This is a genomic window from Brevibacterium sp. LAARM3_SD1, from assembly GCF_057364765.1.
In genome coordinates this window covers 37370-52527 of sequence record NZ_JBNFOL010000008.1, presented here as the reverse complement: position 1 = coordinate 52527, position 15158 = coordinate 37370, and the positions used below count along the sequence as shown (strand labels likewise).

Below are 15158 nucleotides of genomic sequence, written 5' to 3'. Positions count from 1 at the left end.
TTTCCGTTTCGAATCCGCCGTGGCGGCCTCACTGTCCGAGACCGACGACTCCGATCATCACCGGCACAAGTGCCACGATGAGGATGGCTCCGGCGATGTCGAAGGAGAATCCGGTGCGGATCATCTTCGTGATAGGCACGGCTCCGGTGCCGTAGACGATCGCGTTCTGCGGCGTCGAGACCGGGAGCATGAATCCGAATGACGCGGCGAAGGTCGCGGCCATCGCCGGCACGAACGGATCGATGCCTGCCGCTTGGCACAGTGGGATGACGATCGGCACGATCACCGCAGCAGAGGCGGTGTTCGACGTCGTCTCGGAGATCATGATTGCAAGCACGACGGATACGGCGGTGATGGCGAGCAGACTCGTCACACCCAGCCCGTCAGCGAATCCGGTCCCGATCGTCTCTGCGAGGCCGGTGTCGGCCAGCAGGGCTCCGAAGATGATGCCGCAGCCGAAGAGAATGATCGTGCCCCAGTCGATCTTCGCCGCCTGCGTCCAAGTCAGCGTGGGCTCGCGACGCTTCCAGTCAACGGGGAGGATGAAGAGGAGCGAGGCACCGATGACGGCGACGATCCCCTCGTCGAGGCGCGAGTCGAGGAATTCATAGATCGCCGAATCGGTGCCTGCGAAGAGCGCGGCGAACGCCGGCAGCAGCCACAGCACCACAGTGAGACCGAAAGCGAAGAGAGTGTTCTTCTCGGCGCGGGACACGGGGCCGAGCTCGGCGAGCTCCTTCTTCACGAACTCTTCGACGCCTTCGATCTTGCGGATCTCCGGCTTGTTGAGCAGGAACAGCACGACGGCGAGGATGATGAACATCGCCACGCAGATCGGCAGAGCCACGGCCATCCACTGACCGAAGGAGATCTTCGTGCCCGTCGCCTCTTCGATGAGGCCGCGCCCGATGAGGTTCGGAGGCGAACCGACCGGGGTCAGCAGTCCGCCGACGCTCGCACCATAGGCGAGCATGAGCAGCAGCGCCGCACCGACGCGCAGCCGCAGCGGATCGAAATCCTTCTTCACGATGCCGCGTTCCTGCATGAGTTCCGCGATCACCGCGAAGATTCCCAGCGCCGTGGGCATGAGCATTGCGACCGTCGCCGTGTTCGAGACGAAAGCCGAAAGCACACAGGTGATCAGGCCGAAGGCGAGGATCACGCGATAGACCGACTTGCCGACTCCGGGCAGAGACAGCACCGTCAGCGCCAGCCTTTGCGCGATTCCGTGGTGGAGCATCGCTTGAGCCAGGATGAAGGCGCCGATGAACGTGAAGATCGTCGACGAGCCGAATGGCGCAACAGCATCTTTGGCCGGCACGATCCCGAGAACCACCACGGCACCGACGCCGATGAGGCCCCCGATGGGGATCGGCACGGGCTCGGTGATCCACAGGACGATGACGCCGAGGAGGATCGCGGCCAACATCTGCTGCTGATATTCCAACCCCATCGGGATGAGAGCGAAGACGATCGCCACGAGGGGTGCGAGGACAAAGCCCGAGGTCATACGTGCCCGTTCGAACTTCTCCTCCCGCGGAGAGAGCTTCTGTTCGCTCAGACTTCGGAAGGTCTTGCCGCCCAGCAGGGCCTCTCGCACATCGGTCATCAGCCCTGACGAACCGTTGCTGCCATCTTTCTGCGAAATACTCACCGTCATTGGTCCTTTCATCGCCGTCGTTTCAGCCTGACCGAATGAGCTCGAATAGTCCAAGGCTATTTTTCGATGCAATCGATAGTCTTGGACTATGGATATTCGCCAGATCCGCCATTTCCTCGCTGTCGTCGACACCGGCAGCTTCACGAAGGCTGCAGAGTCGCTCCTCGTCGCGCAGCCGTCCCTGTCGCAGACGATCAAAGGCCTCGAACGGGAACTCGGCGTGACTCTCTTTCACCGAGTCGGTCGTCGCATCACACTCAGCGAAGCCGGACGGGAACTCGAAGGGCCCGCCAGGCTCGTCATCCGCGACCTCGAGACCGCAGAGGCGCACGTTCGAGGTCTGCGTGGACTCCGTTCGGGTCGGATCCAGATCGCAGCTATGCCCACCCCGAGCATCGAGCCGCTCACATCGCTGCTGTCGACCTTCACTCGCGAGCACCCACAGATCTCCTTCGACCTCAACGGCACCTTCACCGTCGACGAGACCGTCGAAGCCGTCCGCTACGGTCGCGCCGAGATCGGATTCCTCGGCGGCCGCGGACCCCTGCTGGTCAGTGACCTTCAGGTCGTCCCGCTGGCGGACCAGCCGCTGATGCTCGCCACCGGCCCTTCCCTCGTCGCATCCTTCGACGCCGAGGCACCCACCCCCGAATCCCTCGCCGGCGCACGCCTCATCGTCTCCCACAAAGGCTCGCTCATGCGCGCGTACGTGGACGAACTCATCGGGCGCGGCATCGACATCGACATCGTCGCCGAGGTCACTCACCGCAATTCGATCCTCCCGCTCGTGAAAGCCGGCATCGGCCAAGCCGTGCTGCCCGCGTCCTGGCAGAGCTTTGCCGACGAGGGCCAGGTGCGTATGGTCCCGATCACCGGCGCTCCGTCTCTGCACGTCTCAGCCGTTGCACGTCAAGAGGGCCTGACCCCAGCAGCGGCTCGCCTGCTGCAGCTGGCCGTCGATCTTCGCTTATAAGCATCACCTATCTGAATCATCACAATCCGATCTTGGACTTATCGATGAATCACGTGCTCAATGGAGACAGAGCGACTCTCCCTGATGCCGGCGACGCTCCGAACCCTCCATTCCCCTCGACCAAGGACGCATGAATCATGACCGAACCACAGACCTTCTCGATCGCCTCGATCCCCGGCGACGGCATCGGCGGCGAAGTCGTCGCAGCCGGACTGCGCGTGCTCGACACCGTTGCCAAGCATTCCGAAGGAGCGATCGAGTTCGACGTCACGGAATTCCCCTGGAGCTCCGAGTACTACCTGAAGAACGGGTACTACATCCCCGAAGGCGGTCTTGAGGAGCTCGCGAAGCACGACGCCATCTACTTCGGTGCGGTCGGTTCCGCTGACGTCCCCGACCACACCAGCCTGTGGGGTCTGCGACTGGCGATCACCCAGCCCTTCGACCAGTGGGCAAACATCCGTCCGGTCACCTTCCTGCCCGGCGTCGAGTCGCCCCTGCGTAAGGCCGCTGACACCGACCTCGACTGGATCGTCGTTCGCGAGAACAGCGAAGGCGAATATGCAGGGATGGGCGGGCGCAACCTCAGCGGGCGCGGCCCCGGCAACGAAGTCGCACTGCAGACGAGCCTGCACACGGAGAAGGGCTGCGAGCGGATCATCCGGTTCGCCTTCGATCTTGCGCGCACTCGGACCGTGAAGAAGGTGTCCAGCGTGACGAAGTCGAACGCCCAGCAGTACGGAATGGTACTGTGGGACGAGGTGTTCGCCCGCGTCGCCCAGGACTACCCCGACGTCGAGACCGAAAGCGTGCTCGTCGATGCCATGAGCGCGAAGTTCGTCCTGCACCCGGAACAGCTGTCCGTTGTGGTCGCATCCAATCTCCACGCAGATATCCTCTCGGACCTGGGTTCGGCGCTGGCAGGCAGCCTCGGCCTGGCTGCGAGCGCGAACCTCAACCCCGAACGGCGCTTCCCGTCGATGTTCGAACCCGTGCACGGCTCTGCCCCAGACATCGCCGGACAGGGCATCTCGAACCCGATCGGCGCGATCTCCTCGGCCGCGCTCATGCTCGACCAGTTCGGACTCACAGCACAGGCCGACCGAGTGCGACAGGCCATCGAGAACGTCACGGGAGCGGGGATCCTTCCGCGAGACCTGGGCGGCGAGTCGAATACCGTCGAAATGACCGAGGCGATCGTCGCTCAGCTCGAAGCCATCCACGCCGAGGAGCTCGCAGCTGTCTAAGGCGGCACCCCGACAACGACACGAAACTCACCGAGGCGGCCCACCCTTAGCCGGTCACTGACCGGCAGGTTGGGCCGCCTCAGTCGTGGGTGTGGGTCTCCTCGGCGGCGTCCTTCGCCCGGTCGAACTGGAACGTCGAGTGTTCGATCGCGATCTTGTGGTGCTCTGTCAGGCATTCCTGCAGAGCCTGGAGGATGCGCGGAGCATGCCCGTCATAGAAGCATTCGTCGGCGAGCACCACATGGGCGGTGAGGACCGGCAGGTTCGAGTCGATGCGAGTGATGTGGAGATCGTGGACTTCCTGCACATGCTCGACCGCCTCAAGATGTTCGCGCACCTTGTCGAGGTCGAGCTCCTTCGGTGCCTCTTCGAGCAGGATCGACCCGGTCTCACGCAGGATGGCGAACGCCCTCGGAACGATGAGTGCCGCAATGATCAGGGCGGCCACGGCGTCGGCACGGTCCCAACCGAAGAGCCAGATCGCCAGGGCAGCGAGAATCACGGCCACCGAGCCGAGCGCGTCGGCGATGACTTCGAGGAACGCCGCTTTGAGATTGAGGGAGTCTTCCTTCGACGAGCTGAGGATGACGATGGAGACGAGGTTTCCGACGAGGCCGATGGCGCCGAAGATCAACAGGCCCGGACCGGGCACCTCCGGCGGGAGGAAGAACCGACGGATCCCTTCGATGAGGCTGTAGACGCCGAGGCCCAACAGCAGAGTCGCCTGCGCTCCGGCCGCGAGCACTTCTGCCCGGCGGAATCCCCAGGTCTTCTGTCCGCCCGTCGGCCTGCTGACCAGGCTCGCCGCGAAGAGTGCGATGCCGATGCCGATGAGATCGACGGCGTTGTGACCGGTGTCGATGAGCAGCGCAAGACTGCCCGTGACGACGGAGCCGATGAGCTGGAAGACGAAGATCGTCGCGACGATGCCGAAGACGATCCTCAGCTGCCGCTTCGAACCCGAGCCATGCGCATGATCGTGTGCCATTAGTACCTCCTCCACTCAACACATTAACATATGCACATTTATTTATGCATCCATTCGACCTCAACGCAAGAAGCGGCCGCCAAGGGAATCCTCGGCGGCCACTGTCTGCGTGATGTGGGCGCTCCAACTCGAGCACCCGGACTGTCAGCCTTGGGAGTCTTTGCCGTCGTCGTCCTGATCGTCGCGCGGCTCGTCGTCCTCAGGGAGGTCGGCAGCATCCGTTCCCCCCGCGTCCGTACCGCGCTCGTCGAGGCGACGCTTCGCTTCATCGATATAGGCCTGCACATCGAAGCCGGTGGCCTTCTTCACCTCGTCGCCGATCCGGTCGAGGTCGACGCCGCTGTCGTCGAGGAATGCCTTCGTGTCGAAGTTAGAACGGTTCGACCGCGGACCGGCAGACCTGCCGTCCGAGACGACCCCGTCTACGACGTCGTCGGAACCTCCCCCCGTAGAAGACTTCTCCCCCGCAGAAGGCTTCTCCCCACCAGAGAAGGAAGCGTCCGCTGCTCCACCGGAGCTCTTCGCCTTGGCCACGAGGTCGGTGAGGTCGACACCGGTCGTTCCGCGCACGACCTCGAGGACCTGCGAGAGGTTGTTGACACGGAGTTCGCGAGCTTCGACTCGCCATCGGTGGACACAATGGAGAGGTCCTTGATGTTCGCGTACGGCGCGACGAGCTCGCCGGCCACGGTCGGCAGAACCTCGAGCACCTTCGACAGCACGGCCGCGTCGTTGAACTGCTTGTACGCCTCGGCCTGAGCCCTCAGCGCCTCGGCTTCGGCTTCACCGCGGGCACGGATCGCATCAGCTTCGGCTTCGCCTTCGAGGCGGATCGCTTCGGCGTCCTTCGAGCGGCGATGCAGTTCTGCGGCCGCCTCGGCCCGACCCTGCGCCTCGATCTCGTACGCACGGGCGTCGGCGGCGGCCTGCTGCCGGTAGCGTTCGGCGTCGGCCGGTCGGCGCACCTCGGCGTCGAGCTGTTCGGCACGCAGCTCCGCAGCTTCCTTCGCCACGATCCGGTCCTTCTCGAGCAGCTTCTGCTTCTCGGCCGCGGCGGCCAGCGGGCCGGCGTTGTCGGCAGTCGCCTGCCGCTGATCGGCCTCTTCCTTGAGCGCAGCGCGGCGCAGAGCCAGCTGCTGCTGTTGTTCGGCGATCGCCTGATCGGTCAGCGCCTGCTGCTTCTGCGTCTCCTCGTTCTGCTGCGCCTGCTCGACGGCCGACGCACGGCCGGCGTTCGCCTCGGCGATGGCGGCGTTCTTCGCCACCTCGGCGGCCTGCGGGCGACCCCAGTCGCGCAGGTAACTGCCTTCGTCCTCGACCGCCGAGATCTGGAACGTGTCGATGATGAGGCCCTGGTTGTTCATCGAGTGCGCGGATTCCTCCTGCACCTGCGCGGCGAAGGAGGCGCGGTCCTGGATGATCTGCTCGACGGTGAGCGTGCCGACCACGGCGCGCAGGGTACCCGAGAGGATCTCCTTCGAGTAGTGGTCGATCTGGTCCTGCTGGTCGAGGAAGCGCTGTGCGGCCTTGCGCACATCATCCTCGGTGCCGCCGACTTTGACCTGGGCGACTCCGCGCAGACGCAGGGCGATGCCGTTGATGGAGATGCCGTCGATCTCGACGGAGATCTGCCGCGAGGACAGCGACAGGATGAACGCCTTCTGCACGATCGGATAGACGACCGAGCGGCCACCGATGACGATGCGGCCGGTCCCCGAGGCGCCCGAGGCGTTCCGGCCGGTGATGATGAGCGCCTCGGACGGTGAGGCGATCTTGTACGAGCGCAAGATCACGAACAGCGCGATCAGGATGATGAGCACGAGGACGCCGATTCCTCCGGCGCCGAAGAGCAGGTCCATCAGTGGGCCTTTCATCGCAGTGGGATGTGCCGACCGACCGATCGCCGGCCAGCCCCTTTCATCCTAGGCCAGCCCACTGCGTCGCAACAGGGCAGAAACTCGCCGAGGCGGCCGGCCCGATCGACTATCGCGCGGCGATCGTCAGCCCTCGCCCCACCGGCGCAGTGATCAAGTTCACTTGCCCCATTCGCCGGGAGGGCCAGCCAGCAGCAGACCCGAGAAGACGAGGATGACGAAGATGATGCCCAGCCCGATGGCCAGCCAGGGGTTACGGATGCACCACGAGGTGAGCTTCTCGAACCAGGTCTGCGGGGTACGACCGTTACGGCCCAGACCCCAGTCGCCTTCAAGGGATCCAGTCTTCTCCACCGACCGCTCGAAGGGAATCGTGGCGTAGGGAATGATCGCCGACCCGAGGCCCGTGGCGATGCGCCGTTTGCTCCACTGCTGCGAGGCGCCGACGCCGATGACGGCGATGACGAAGCAGATGAAGATGAAGCCGTGGATGCCTCCGCCGATCCGCACTCCCAACTCGGTGGTTTGGGTGACGTATTTGAGGAACATGCCGATCAGCAGCAGAGTCCAGGTGACGGTCTCGGAGATGGCGAAGAAGGTGAAGAAACGTTTGGGAGTCACAGAAGACCATTGTCCCTTGACGGGTTGGGCGTCAGCTGAAGACCGCCGCCGACTGAGCGGAATCGTCTCAGTCCGGAGTTCCACCAAGTCGGAGTCCACTCCCCCGGTCCAGTCAGGTCACGGACACAACTGCGCGGGCCGGCTGACCTCCTCGGTCACCGGCCCGCGCAGTTCGTGCCCCTCACCGAGACGGCGCGTCATCGTCGATCAGATCTCGACGAAGCTCCGCCTCGGTGACGGTGTGATTCCTCTGCTCAGCCGCGACGGCGGCGCGAACCCAGCGTCATCGCCAGACCGAGCGCGATGAGCGCTCCGGCCGACAGGATCAGCGGCAGGGCTTCGTTGCCGGTGCGCGGCAGGTCTCCTCCGCCGCCACCGTTGCCGCCGTCACCGGCTCCGGGCCCGTCGCCCTCGGCGACAACTTCGAAGGATCCGGTCAGCGGGTCTCCGCCTTCGCAGTCGACGGTGACATCGTAGGTTCCGATGTAGCTGTCGACCATCGACTCGTCGAGTCCGCGGACTCCGAATCGAGCGGTGCCGTCGTCTCCGACCTCGGCGGTCTGTTCGAACGTCTCGATCTTCCCGTTGTTCGGGGTCACCGTCATCGTCGCCGTGGTGTCAGCAGTGCAGCCGGTGGCCGCGACCTGGACGCCCTTCTCACTGACGAAGTCCGGTGCTTCGATCGTCTTCGGATCGATGCTCAGTGCTCGTTCGTCAGGAGCCTCGGTCGGCGTCTCCGTGGGCGGGTCTGTGGGATCCGTGGGCGGAGTCGTCGGCTCGGTCGGAGGATCCGTCGGCGCGTCGGTGAGGTCATAGGCCAGCGTGTGGACGGCGAAGCCGATGGCGGGAGCGAAGATGTCGATGGACTCCTTGCTCACGTTCTCGACCGTGTCCGTGGCCTGGTGGTAGTTCGTGTCGTGCTTCGCACCGACGGTGCCGCCGAACATCTCGGCTTCCTCGGCGGTCTTCGTGCCGTCGGCGCCGGAGAACAGACCGCTGGCCGGAATGCCGTTGTCGATGAACGCCTGGTAGTCCGAGCGCCCGGAGAAGTCGGTGCCGACATTGGGCTGGTCGATATCAGCGAAGTAGTCGGTGAAGACCTTCTCGAGTTCGGCCGAGCCTTCGGGGACGTTGACGCCGTCGGGGATCGGCACATCGGAGCCGTCCGAGTCGAGCGTGCCGACGATGTAGTTGTCGGAGCCGATCATGTCGAAGTTCATGTACGACTTGATCTTGCCCAGCTCGGCATCGTCGAGGCTCGCGACATACTCCGTCGAACCGACGAGTCCGACCTCTTCTGCGCCCCACCAGCCGAAGCGGATGGCGTTGTCGACCTCGGTCGGCTGCTCGGCGAGCGCTTCGGCCGAAGCGAGGAGTGCTGCAGATCCCGAGCCGTTGTCGTTGACGCCGGGACCTTCTTCGACGCCGTCGAGGTGGGCACCGAACATCTGGACGTTGTCGTGGTCGCCGGCCTTGGTCTCGGCAATGACGTTCCAGGTCGTCTCGGTGACGAACTCGGTCTCGAGCGTGAAGTCGGCAGTCAGGGCCGCGGCGTCCTGTGCCTCTGCCTGACCTCCTTCGGCCTCATCGGCTTCGTCGGCACCTTGCCCGAGTCCTGCCTCGGCGTCCGTCTGACTGCCGGTCTCTGCGCCGGCCTCCGCGCCTGCGTCTTCGACCTTCTTCAGGAGGTCGGAGCCGACGTTGTAGGTGACCGTCACGGTCGGCGCACTGCCCTCCATGCGTTCGCCGAGAGTGGCGTTGAGCTCCTCGTCGGGGTTCTCTTTGTCATTGTTGTAGATGATGACGGCGGCGGCACCGGCTTCGGTGGCGGCCTTGGTCTTGTCGCCGAAGGCGCATTCGCCGCGGGACACGAGCACGAGGGCGCCCTCGGCGCTGTCATCGAAGTCGCTCGCCTGGCAGCCGAGCTGTCCGCCGGCAAGGTCGCTGTTGTCGTCATCGACCGGCAGCACCACCGGCAAGTCGGTCAGCGGCTCGGTCGTTCCCTCTGTATATGAGGCGGTCGCCACCTCGACCGTTTCTCCGTCGACTTTGACGTCGACGGTGCCGAAGTCCTGGCTCTCGACGTCGAATGCATGACGCTTCACATCGAATGCGCCAGTCGCCTCGAGGGTGGATTCGACGTATTCCACGGCTTCTTCGTAGCCGGGCGTGCCCAGCGCACGGAATCCTTCATCCGCGTGCGAGGTGGAGATATCGGAGATCTTCTGCAGATGCTCCATCACGGCGTCCCCGTTGACGCCCATATCGGTGTGTTCAGTCGGTCCCGCGGTGCCCGCCGCCAGTGTCGGGCTCACCCCGCCGAGGACCAGTCCGGCCGTGGCGGTGACCGCCAGCCAGCTCTTCGTGCGCAACTTCATGGAGTTCCTTTCGCTCCTTTGTCTGTGTCCAGAGGAATCGCACATGACGGCGCACCGGAAGCGACCGCCACGGCATGACTGCTCGTCCATACCGGTGTCGGCCTCTTTACAGCTGCGCTTGCGGGGAAGCTCGATTCTGACGCTTCGCTATGACTCGTCATTGGTAACGAATCACATGCTTCTATAACGAAACGGTGACACAACTCACATTGGTTATTAATCTAACGCACCACAGCCGGCTTTAAGGTTACGAATTGATAACAACCGGTCACTGATTGGTTTCGCATGCGCGGACTGCCTGCGGTCCGCATGCGGATTCTCTGCGGTCGCCGCGTCCGCACCGACGGTCCCTCCCACCGCTCTCCCCCACCCCACCCCGTGCCGAAACCACACCACCGGATTAGACTTGGACCAGTGACGACCCATGACTCCGCAGGAGGGACTCCGCCCGCCTCCCCCGACAGACGGACCATTCGCCGCTGGCAGCGCTACCTCGCCAACGAAAGGCTCGAGGAGCGCGTGTATCGCAACCTCGCAGAACGCCGCAAGGGCGAGGACCGTGAGATCCTGCTCAGCCTCGCCGCCGCGGAATCCCGACACCAGGAGCACTGGATCACTCTGCTCGGCGAACACGCGGAGAAGCGCCGTTCCGCCGATCTCGTCACCCGCTGCCTGGCTTTCCTCGGAGGCATGTTCGGCTCCGTGTTCGTCCTCGCCCTTGCTCAGCAGTCCGAGACGAGCTCGCCGTACGACGAAGAGGAAGCCGCCTCCGCCGAGATGGCCGCCGATGAGCGCATCCACGCCGAGGTGGTCCGTGCCCTCGCCGCCCGTTCTCGCGCCCGCCTGTCGGGGAACTTCCGCGCCGCCGTCTTCGGTGCCAACGACGGCTTGGTCTCGAACCTCGCACTTGTCCTCGGTGTCGGCGCGGCTGGAGTCTCGAACACCGTCATCCTGCTCACCGGCGTGTCCGGACTGCTCGCCGGAGCCCTGTCGATGGGAGCCGGCGAATACATCTCAGTGCGCTCCCAGCGCGAACTCCTCGACGCCTCCACCCCCGACCCCGAATCCCGGCACGCTCTGGCCGATCTCAACATCGACGCCAACGAGCTCGCCCTCGTCTTCCGCGCCCGCGGAATGGAAGCCCGCGAGGCCGAGGCCCGCGCCAACCGCACGATCGCGGCGGCGAAGAACAAACAGACACCGAGGCTGCCGAACCTCGACTCCGAAGTCGACCGCGACGAACTGGGCACCGGCCTCGGCGCCGCGCTGTCGAGCTTCTGCTTCTTCTCCTCCGGCGCGCTCATCCCGATCCTGCCGTATATCTTCGGCATGTCCGGGCTGCCCGCCGTGTTCCTGTCCGCCGGCCTCGTCGGCATCGCGCTGCTGTTCACCGGCGGCATCGTCGGCCTGCTCTCCGGCAAATCGCCCGGCCCCCGCGCCCTGCGCCAACTCGGCATCGGCTTCGGTGCCGCCGCTGTGACCTACGCCCTCGGCCTGCTCTTCGGAGGCACCGCATGACCGATCTGCTCATCCTCGTCGACCCGGAATCCGGCACGTTCGAGCTCACCGATCTGCGTGCCGCCCAGCTACCCGTCACTGATCTCTCCGCTCATCGCGGGGACGGCATCTTCGAAACCGTGCTGGTGAGCATGGGTGCGCACGGTGCCACCGTGGTGTCGCGGGAACGGCACTTCACCCGGTTCCGCGCGTCCGCCTCGGCGCTGGATCTGCCCGATCCCGACCAAGGGCTGTGGGATCGGGTCATCGATTCCCTCATCGCCGAGGTGGCCGCCGCCGATCCGGAGAATGTCGAGTTCGGGATCCGCTACGCGCTCTCCCGCGGGGAGCAGGACGCGAACGGAGAGTACCGAGGCCGCGGGTGGGCCTTTCCCGTGCCCGTGGACGACCACATCCGTACAGCTCGGGAGCAAGGTGTCACCGCCGTCAGCCTCGATCGCGGCTTCGACGCCTATATCGGCAGCAAGGCTCCGTGGCTGCTCATCGGCGCGAAGACTCTGTCGTATGCGGTCAATCAGGCCGCCGGCCGCTATGCCGCGTCCAATGACGCCGATGAGGCGCTGTTCGTCTCCCATGACGGAATCGTGCTCGAAGGACCGACCGCGAATCTCATCATCCGCCGAGGCGACCGCCTCCTCACGCCGAATCCGGAGGCGGGTCTGCTGTCGGGAACGACTCAGCGCCTGATCTTCGATCATGCGGAGGACCTGGGCCTGCGTGCCGAATATGCCGACCTGAGCCTCGACGACGTCAAGGCGGCGGATGGGGCTTGGTACGTCTCGTCGATGCGCACGGCGGTTGCGCTGCGCGAACTCGACGGCAACGCGATCTCTGTCGATGAGGATCTGACCGACCGGTTCCAGGAGATCATCCGCGGACGGTGACGCACCGAGGAGTTTGTGGGGATGACCTGCCCTCGACCGTCCAGTCTCCGGGTGCTGTCGGGGATGCACTGCCCCGAGCTCTTCAGGCTCGGGGCAGAGCGTCGGCGGGTTTCGCCGAGGGGAGAGTGAAGGCGAGAACGAGCCCGAGGATGCAGGCGGCGCAGCTGATCAGCCACACCGGCCAGAAGACGCCGGACAGTCCCGGCAGCAGCGCAAGCAGGAATCCGAGGGCGCCACAGACGAACAGTCCGGTGACGACGCGCGTCTTCCACTTCCTCAGCATCGTGTGCCTTTCTCTTCACGTTTCGGCCCAGACCTTCCCTTGCCCGACCGAAGCGTGCTCTCACGCTATCTCCCCCGGTCTGCCCCGCACATCCCCCAAAAGTATGAAATGAGCGAACTTTCTCGACCTCGTTCAATCGCTGATGACCTCGCACGCATCGTCCTGCGTTAGTGTTGTCTTCGACGGAATACTTTCCCGCGGCTCGTCGGAGTCGAGGGACCTGAGGTTCAAAGGAAAGGACACGAGCATGGGAAAGCTCGCTTGGCAGATCATCGGCGTGGGAGCGCCCATCGCAGCCGCATTCGTCGCTCGCAAGACCCTGACCTTCGCGTGGGAGAAGTCGACGAAGCGCCCGGCGCCGTCGAACCCCGTCGATGACGAGATCTCGATGTCCGAGGCTCTGGCCTGGACGATCGTCTCCGGCGTCGGTGTGGCCGTGGCTCAGCTCGTCGTTCAGCGCATCGCCGCGAACACCGTGCGCAACAACTTCGGCGAGGAAGCCCTGCCGAAGAAGTTCCGCAAGCAGATCGAAGAGATGACCGACTGATCCTCCGCTGATCTCCAGCATCGAGACGGCCCGCGAAGCACTTGCTTCGCGGGCCGTCAGTCTGTCAGCTGCCTGTCGGCGGGGTCAGCCGGTGACGCGGTCGAGGATCTCGGCGAGGACCACGGCGTCGATCTGCCCCGGTGCCGAGGCCTGACCGATCTGCGCGAATGTTGCGCAGCTGCCGAAGTCGGCACCCATGATCCGGCTCGTCCGCCCCAGAGGTCCCATCGAGATCCCGAGCACGGGATGCGCCGCGGAGACATCCGCCGCAGCGGTCGCCTCGAGGAGACGCAGCACGTCGGCCGGCTCCTGCGGCATCATCGCCACCTTGGCCACATCCGCACCGGCCTCGCTCATCGCGGCGAACGTCCTCAGCAGGCGGTCGGCGGAGTCCGTGGCCTCGAAATTGTGGTGCGAGGCGACGACGGGTACGCCCGATTCCCGCGCCGAGGCGATGAGGGAGTCCGAATCCGCCCGGTCGATCTCGACGTCGACGGCGACGGGAACGCCCGATGTCCCGCTGCCCGGAATACCCGACGCTGCGGCGACGGCCACGGCATCAGCGTCGGCAGCAGTGCCGTCCCCCACCCCGACTTCGGCAATGCCCGCGATCAGCGCCCGCACCGCCTCGGCGTAGTCGTCTTCCGTGATCTCCACCTGCCCGCCTTCGAATCCGGTGCGCACGGTCACGAGGATCGGCAGCCCCGCTGTGAGTGCACGGGGAAGCAGTCGAAGGGCTGCCTCCGCGCGGGTGAGCGCAGAACCGGAACCGGCGGCGAGCAGCGGATCGATGCGCCATTCGACGGCATCGACGATCCCGGTCGCGGTGGCCGCGGCACAATCGGCGGCGAGCCTCTCGGCATCGATCGCCTGGGTGGGCACGATGACGGCCGGTCGGCCGGGATTGCGCGCGGCAGGCGAACCTGCGGCAGGATTGAGGAACGGCAATGATTTCATTTCTCAAGCGTAGGCGGTGACGCGGAGCGCGCGGGCAGGAGGACACGGGTGGAGACGATGCAGGTGGACAGGATCAGCGCACGCGACGGCTTCCCTCTCGAGGTCCAGGTCAGCGGGCCGAAGAACGCGACCGCGCTGCTCCTTCTGCAGGGTCAGTCGAACTCGCACGAGTGGTGGGACGATCTGCGCGGGGACTTCGAAGCGGACTTCCGCACGATCACCTTCGACTATCGCGGAACGGGCGGCAGCCGGGGTGAGCTCGGCGAACTCTCGACGGCGAGCTTCGCCGATGATGCCGCGGACGTCCTCGACCACCTCGGCGTGGATCGAACCGCGGTCTACGGCACGTCCATGGGCGGGCGCATCACGCAGATGCTGGCGCTCAACCACCCTGAGCGGGTGAGCGCGATCGTCCTCGGGTGCACATCTCCCGGCGGGCCGCATGCGGTCAAGCGCCCTCGTGAGGTCGGCCAGAATCTGGCACGGCTGCGCGGTGATGAGCACACCCAGTACCTCTTCGACCTCTTCTACACCCCTGAGTGGACGGTGTCGGCGCAGTACAGCAAGATGCTCGGCGACGACACGATGACGGCGGCCGAGTCATCCGCCCATCTGCGCGTGAGCGCCAATCACAATGCCTGGGATCGGCTGCCCGAGATCTCCGCCCCGACGCTGATCATGCACGGCGATGCCGATCGGATGAACCCGATCGGGAACGCACTCATCCTCCACGAGCGCATCCCCGGATCTCAGTTGCGAATTCTGCCGGAGGGCCGACACGGATTCTTCGAAGAATTCGCCGAGGTGGTCACCCCGGCCGTGATCCGCTTCCTCACGGAATCGCCGCGGAAGCCTTGAAGGAATCACTGTGGAAGCCGTGACGGATTCGCCGCAGGTGCCTTGAGAGCAAGGCCGCCTACTGCATCAAAATCCCATATCCGGTAGCAAATCCATTAACGGCATATCTACATGCTCCAACCGATGATTATAACAATCAAGTAACGCACGGCCATCTGTTTGCCCAGGTCAGAGCGCCAGTCAAGGGTGACGCGCCGCATAATCCCAATAAGATCTCTACCGAACATCCTGAACAAAACTACAATGGTGGATCAGATATCCGTGTGCGGTGAGGCGCGTGCGCAATTGAGCTATTCGGATCTGATCTGCGAGCACCGAACCGTGCAAACGGGGGTGAAGCCTCTCGTTCTTGCGGACTGCCAAGAATGCA

At 64.8% G+C, this 15158-nt stretch carries 14 protein-coding genes; 6 read left to right on the top strand and 8 right to left on the bottom strand.

Features of this window, described 5'->3' with window-relative positions; genetic code table 11:
• Positions 1-28: 28 nt before the first annotated feature.
• Positions 29-1660 carry an SLC13 family permease gene (locus AC2W7L_RS06620; RefSeq protein WP_486003799.1) on the bottom strand — a complete coding sequence of 544 codons (1632 nt, stop codon included), beginning with the start codon at positions 1658-1660 and terminating at the stop codon, positions 29-31.
• An 88-nt stretch (positions 1661-1748) separates the two neighbouring features.
• Here AC2W7L_RS06620 and AC2W7L_RS06615 point away from each other — a divergent pair, with 88 nt between their 5' ends.
• Positions 1749-2633 carry a LysR family transcriptional regulator gene (locus AC2W7L_RS06615; RefSeq protein WP_486003798.1) on the top strand — a complete coding sequence of 295 codons (885 nt, stop codon included), beginning with the start codon at positions 1749-1751 and terminating at the stop codon, positions 2631-2633.
• Positions 2634-2770: 137 nt separating this feature from the next.
• Positions 2771-3880 carry a tartrate dehydrogenase gene (locus tag AC2W7L_RS06610; protein WP_486003797.1) on the top strand — a complete coding sequence of 370 codons (1110 nt, stop codon included), beginning with the start codon at positions 2771-2773 and terminating at the stop codon, positions 3878-3880.
• Between the two features lie 79 nt (positions 3881-3959).
• Here the strand turns inward: AC2W7L_RS06610 and AC2W7L_RS06605 are convergent, their stop codons facing one another.
• The 5 genes from AC2W7L_RS06605 to AC2W7L_RS06585 all read right to left on the bottom strand — a co-directional run bounded on the left by AC2W7L_RS06605 (position 3960) and on the right by AC2W7L_RS06585 (position 9741).
• Positions 3960-4868 carry a cation diffusion facilitator family transporter gene (locus tag AC2W7L_RS06605; RefSeq protein ID WP_098731894.1) on the bottom strand — a complete coding sequence of 303 codons (909 nt, stop codon included), beginning with the start codon at positions 4866-4868 and terminating at the stop codon, positions 3960-3962.
• 144 nt (positions 4869-5012) lie between these two features.
• Positions 5013-5177 carry a hypothetical protein gene (locus AC2W7L_RS06600; RefSeq protein ID WP_486003796.1) on the bottom strand — a complete coding sequence of 55 codons (165 nt, stop codon included), beginning with the start codon at positions 5175-5177 and terminating at the stop codon, positions 5013-5015.
• Positions 5178-5290: 113 nt separating this feature from the next.
• Positions 5291-6727, bottom strand: coding sequence for a flotillin family protein (locus AC2W7L_RS06595; RefSeq protein ID WP_486003795.1), 1437 nt, complete (start codon positions 6725-6727; stop codon positions 5291-5293).
• Positions 6728-6901: 174 nt separating this feature from the next.
• Entirely contained in the window at positions 6902-7363 is a 462-nt protein-coding gene (locus tag AC2W7L_RS06590) for a DUF3817 domain-containing protein (protein ID WP_486003794.1), read from the bottom strand.
• Between the two features lie 254 nt (positions 7364-7617).
• Positions 7618-9741: a M28 family peptidase gene (locus AC2W7L_RS06585; protein WP_486003793.1), complete on the bottom strand. Its 2124-nt coding sequence runs from the start codon at positions 9739-9741 to the stop codon at positions 7618-7620.
• A gap of 414 nt (positions 9742-10155) precedes the next feature.
• Here AC2W7L_RS06585 and AC2W7L_RS06580 point away from each other — a divergent pair, with 414 nt between their 5' ends.
• A complete protein-coding gene (locus tag AC2W7L_RS06580; protein WP_486003792.1) occupies positions 10156-11259 on the top strand; it encodes a VIT1/CCC1 transporter family protein in 1104 nt (367 codons plus the stop codon).
• Positions 11256-12143 (top strand): aminotransferase class IV, encoded by an 888-nt coding sequence (locus AC2W7L_RS06575; RefSeq protein WP_486003791.1) that lies wholly within the window; start codon positions 11256-11258, stop codon positions 12141-12143. The genes AC2W7L_RS06580 and AC2W7L_RS06575 overlap by 4 nt, the downstream gene beginning before the upstream one ends.
• 82 nt (positions 12144-12225) lie before the next feature.
• Here AC2W7L_RS06575 and AC2W7L_RS06570 read toward each other — a convergent pair whose 3' ends face one another.
• Complete coding sequence (locus tag AC2W7L_RS06570; RefSeq protein WP_025777086.1) at positions 12226-12426, bottom strand: hypothetical protein; 201 nt, start codon at positions 12424-12426, stop codon at positions 12226-12228.
• 247 nt (positions 12427-12673) lie between these two features.
• Between AC2W7L_RS06570 and AC2W7L_RS06565 the strand changes: the two genes are divergently transcribed.
• The gene (locus AC2W7L_RS06565) at positions 12674-12973 is read left to right on the top strand and encodes a DUF4235 domain-containing protein (protein ID WP_169253526.1); all 300 of its coding nucleotides are present in this window, start codon (positions 12674-12676) and stop codon (positions 12971-12973) included.
• 84 nt (positions 12974-13057) lie between these two features.
• Here the strand turns inward: AC2W7L_RS06565 and AC2W7L_RS06560 are convergent, their stop codons facing one another.
• Positions 13058-13930 carry a type I 3-dehydroquinate dehydratase gene (locus tag AC2W7L_RS06560; protein WP_486003790.1) on the bottom strand — a complete coding sequence of 291 codons (873 nt, stop codon included), beginning with the start codon at positions 13928-13930 and terminating at the stop codon, positions 13058-13060.
• Between the two features lie 57 nt (positions 13931-13987).
• On the opposite strand from AC2W7L_RS06560, the gene AC2W7L_RS06555 reads away from it, so the two are divergent.
• Positions 13988-14788: an alpha/beta fold hydrolase gene (locus AC2W7L_RS06555; RefSeq protein WP_486003877.1), complete on the top strand. Its 801-nt coding sequence runs from the start codon at positions 13988-13990 to the stop codon at positions 14786-14788.
• Positions 14789-15158: the final 370 nt, after the last annotated feature.

Excerpts from the sequence above, each read along its gene's own strand:
- AC2W7L_RS06620 (WP_486003799.1), bottom strand. The coding sequence starts at position 1,660 with ATGACGGTGAGTATTTCGCAGAAAGATGGCAGCAACGGTTCGTCAGGG.
- AC2W7L_RS06615 (WP_486003798.1), top strand. The coding sequence starts at position 1,749 with ATGGATATTCGCCAGATCCGCCATTTCCTCGCTGTCGTCGACACCGGC.
- AC2W7L_RS06610 (WP_486003797.1), top strand. The coding sequence starts at position 2,771 with ATGACCGAACCACAGACCTTCTCGATCGCCTCGATCCCCGGCGACGGC.
- AC2W7L_RS06605 (WP_098731894.1), bottom strand. The coding sequence starts at position 4,868 with ATGGCACACGATCATGCGCATGGCTCGGGTTCGAAGCGGCAGCTGAGG.
- AC2W7L_RS06595 (WP_486003795.1), bottom strand. The coding sequence starts at position 6,727 with ATGGACCTGCTCTTCGGCGCCGGAGGAATCGGCGTCCTCGTGCTCATC.
- AC2W7L_RS06585 (WP_486003793.1), bottom strand. The coding sequence starts at position 9,741 with ATGAAGTTGCGCACGAAGAGCTGGCTGGCGGTCACCGCCACGGCCGGA.
- AC2W7L_RS06575 (WP_486003791.1), top strand. The coding sequence starts at position 11,256 with ATGACCGATCTGCTCATCCTCGTCGACCCGGAATCCGGCACGTTCGAG.
- AC2W7L_RS06570 (WP_025777086.1), bottom strand. The coding sequence starts at position 12,426 with ATGCTGAGGAAGTGGAAGACGCGCGTCGTCACCGGACTGTTCGTCTGT.
- AC2W7L_RS06565 (WP_169253526.1), top strand. The coding sequence starts at position 12,674 with ATGGGAAAGCTCGCTTGGCAGATCATCGGCGTGGGAGCGCCCATCGCA.
- AC2W7L_RS06560 (WP_486003790.1), bottom strand. The coding sequence starts at position 13,930 with ATGAAATCATTGCCGTTCCTCAATCCTGCCGCAGGTTCGCCTGCCGCG.
- AC2W7L_RS06555 (WP_486003877.1), top strand. The coding sequence starts at position 13,988 with ATGCAGGTGGACAGGATCAGCGCACGCGACGGCTTCCCTCTCGAGGTC.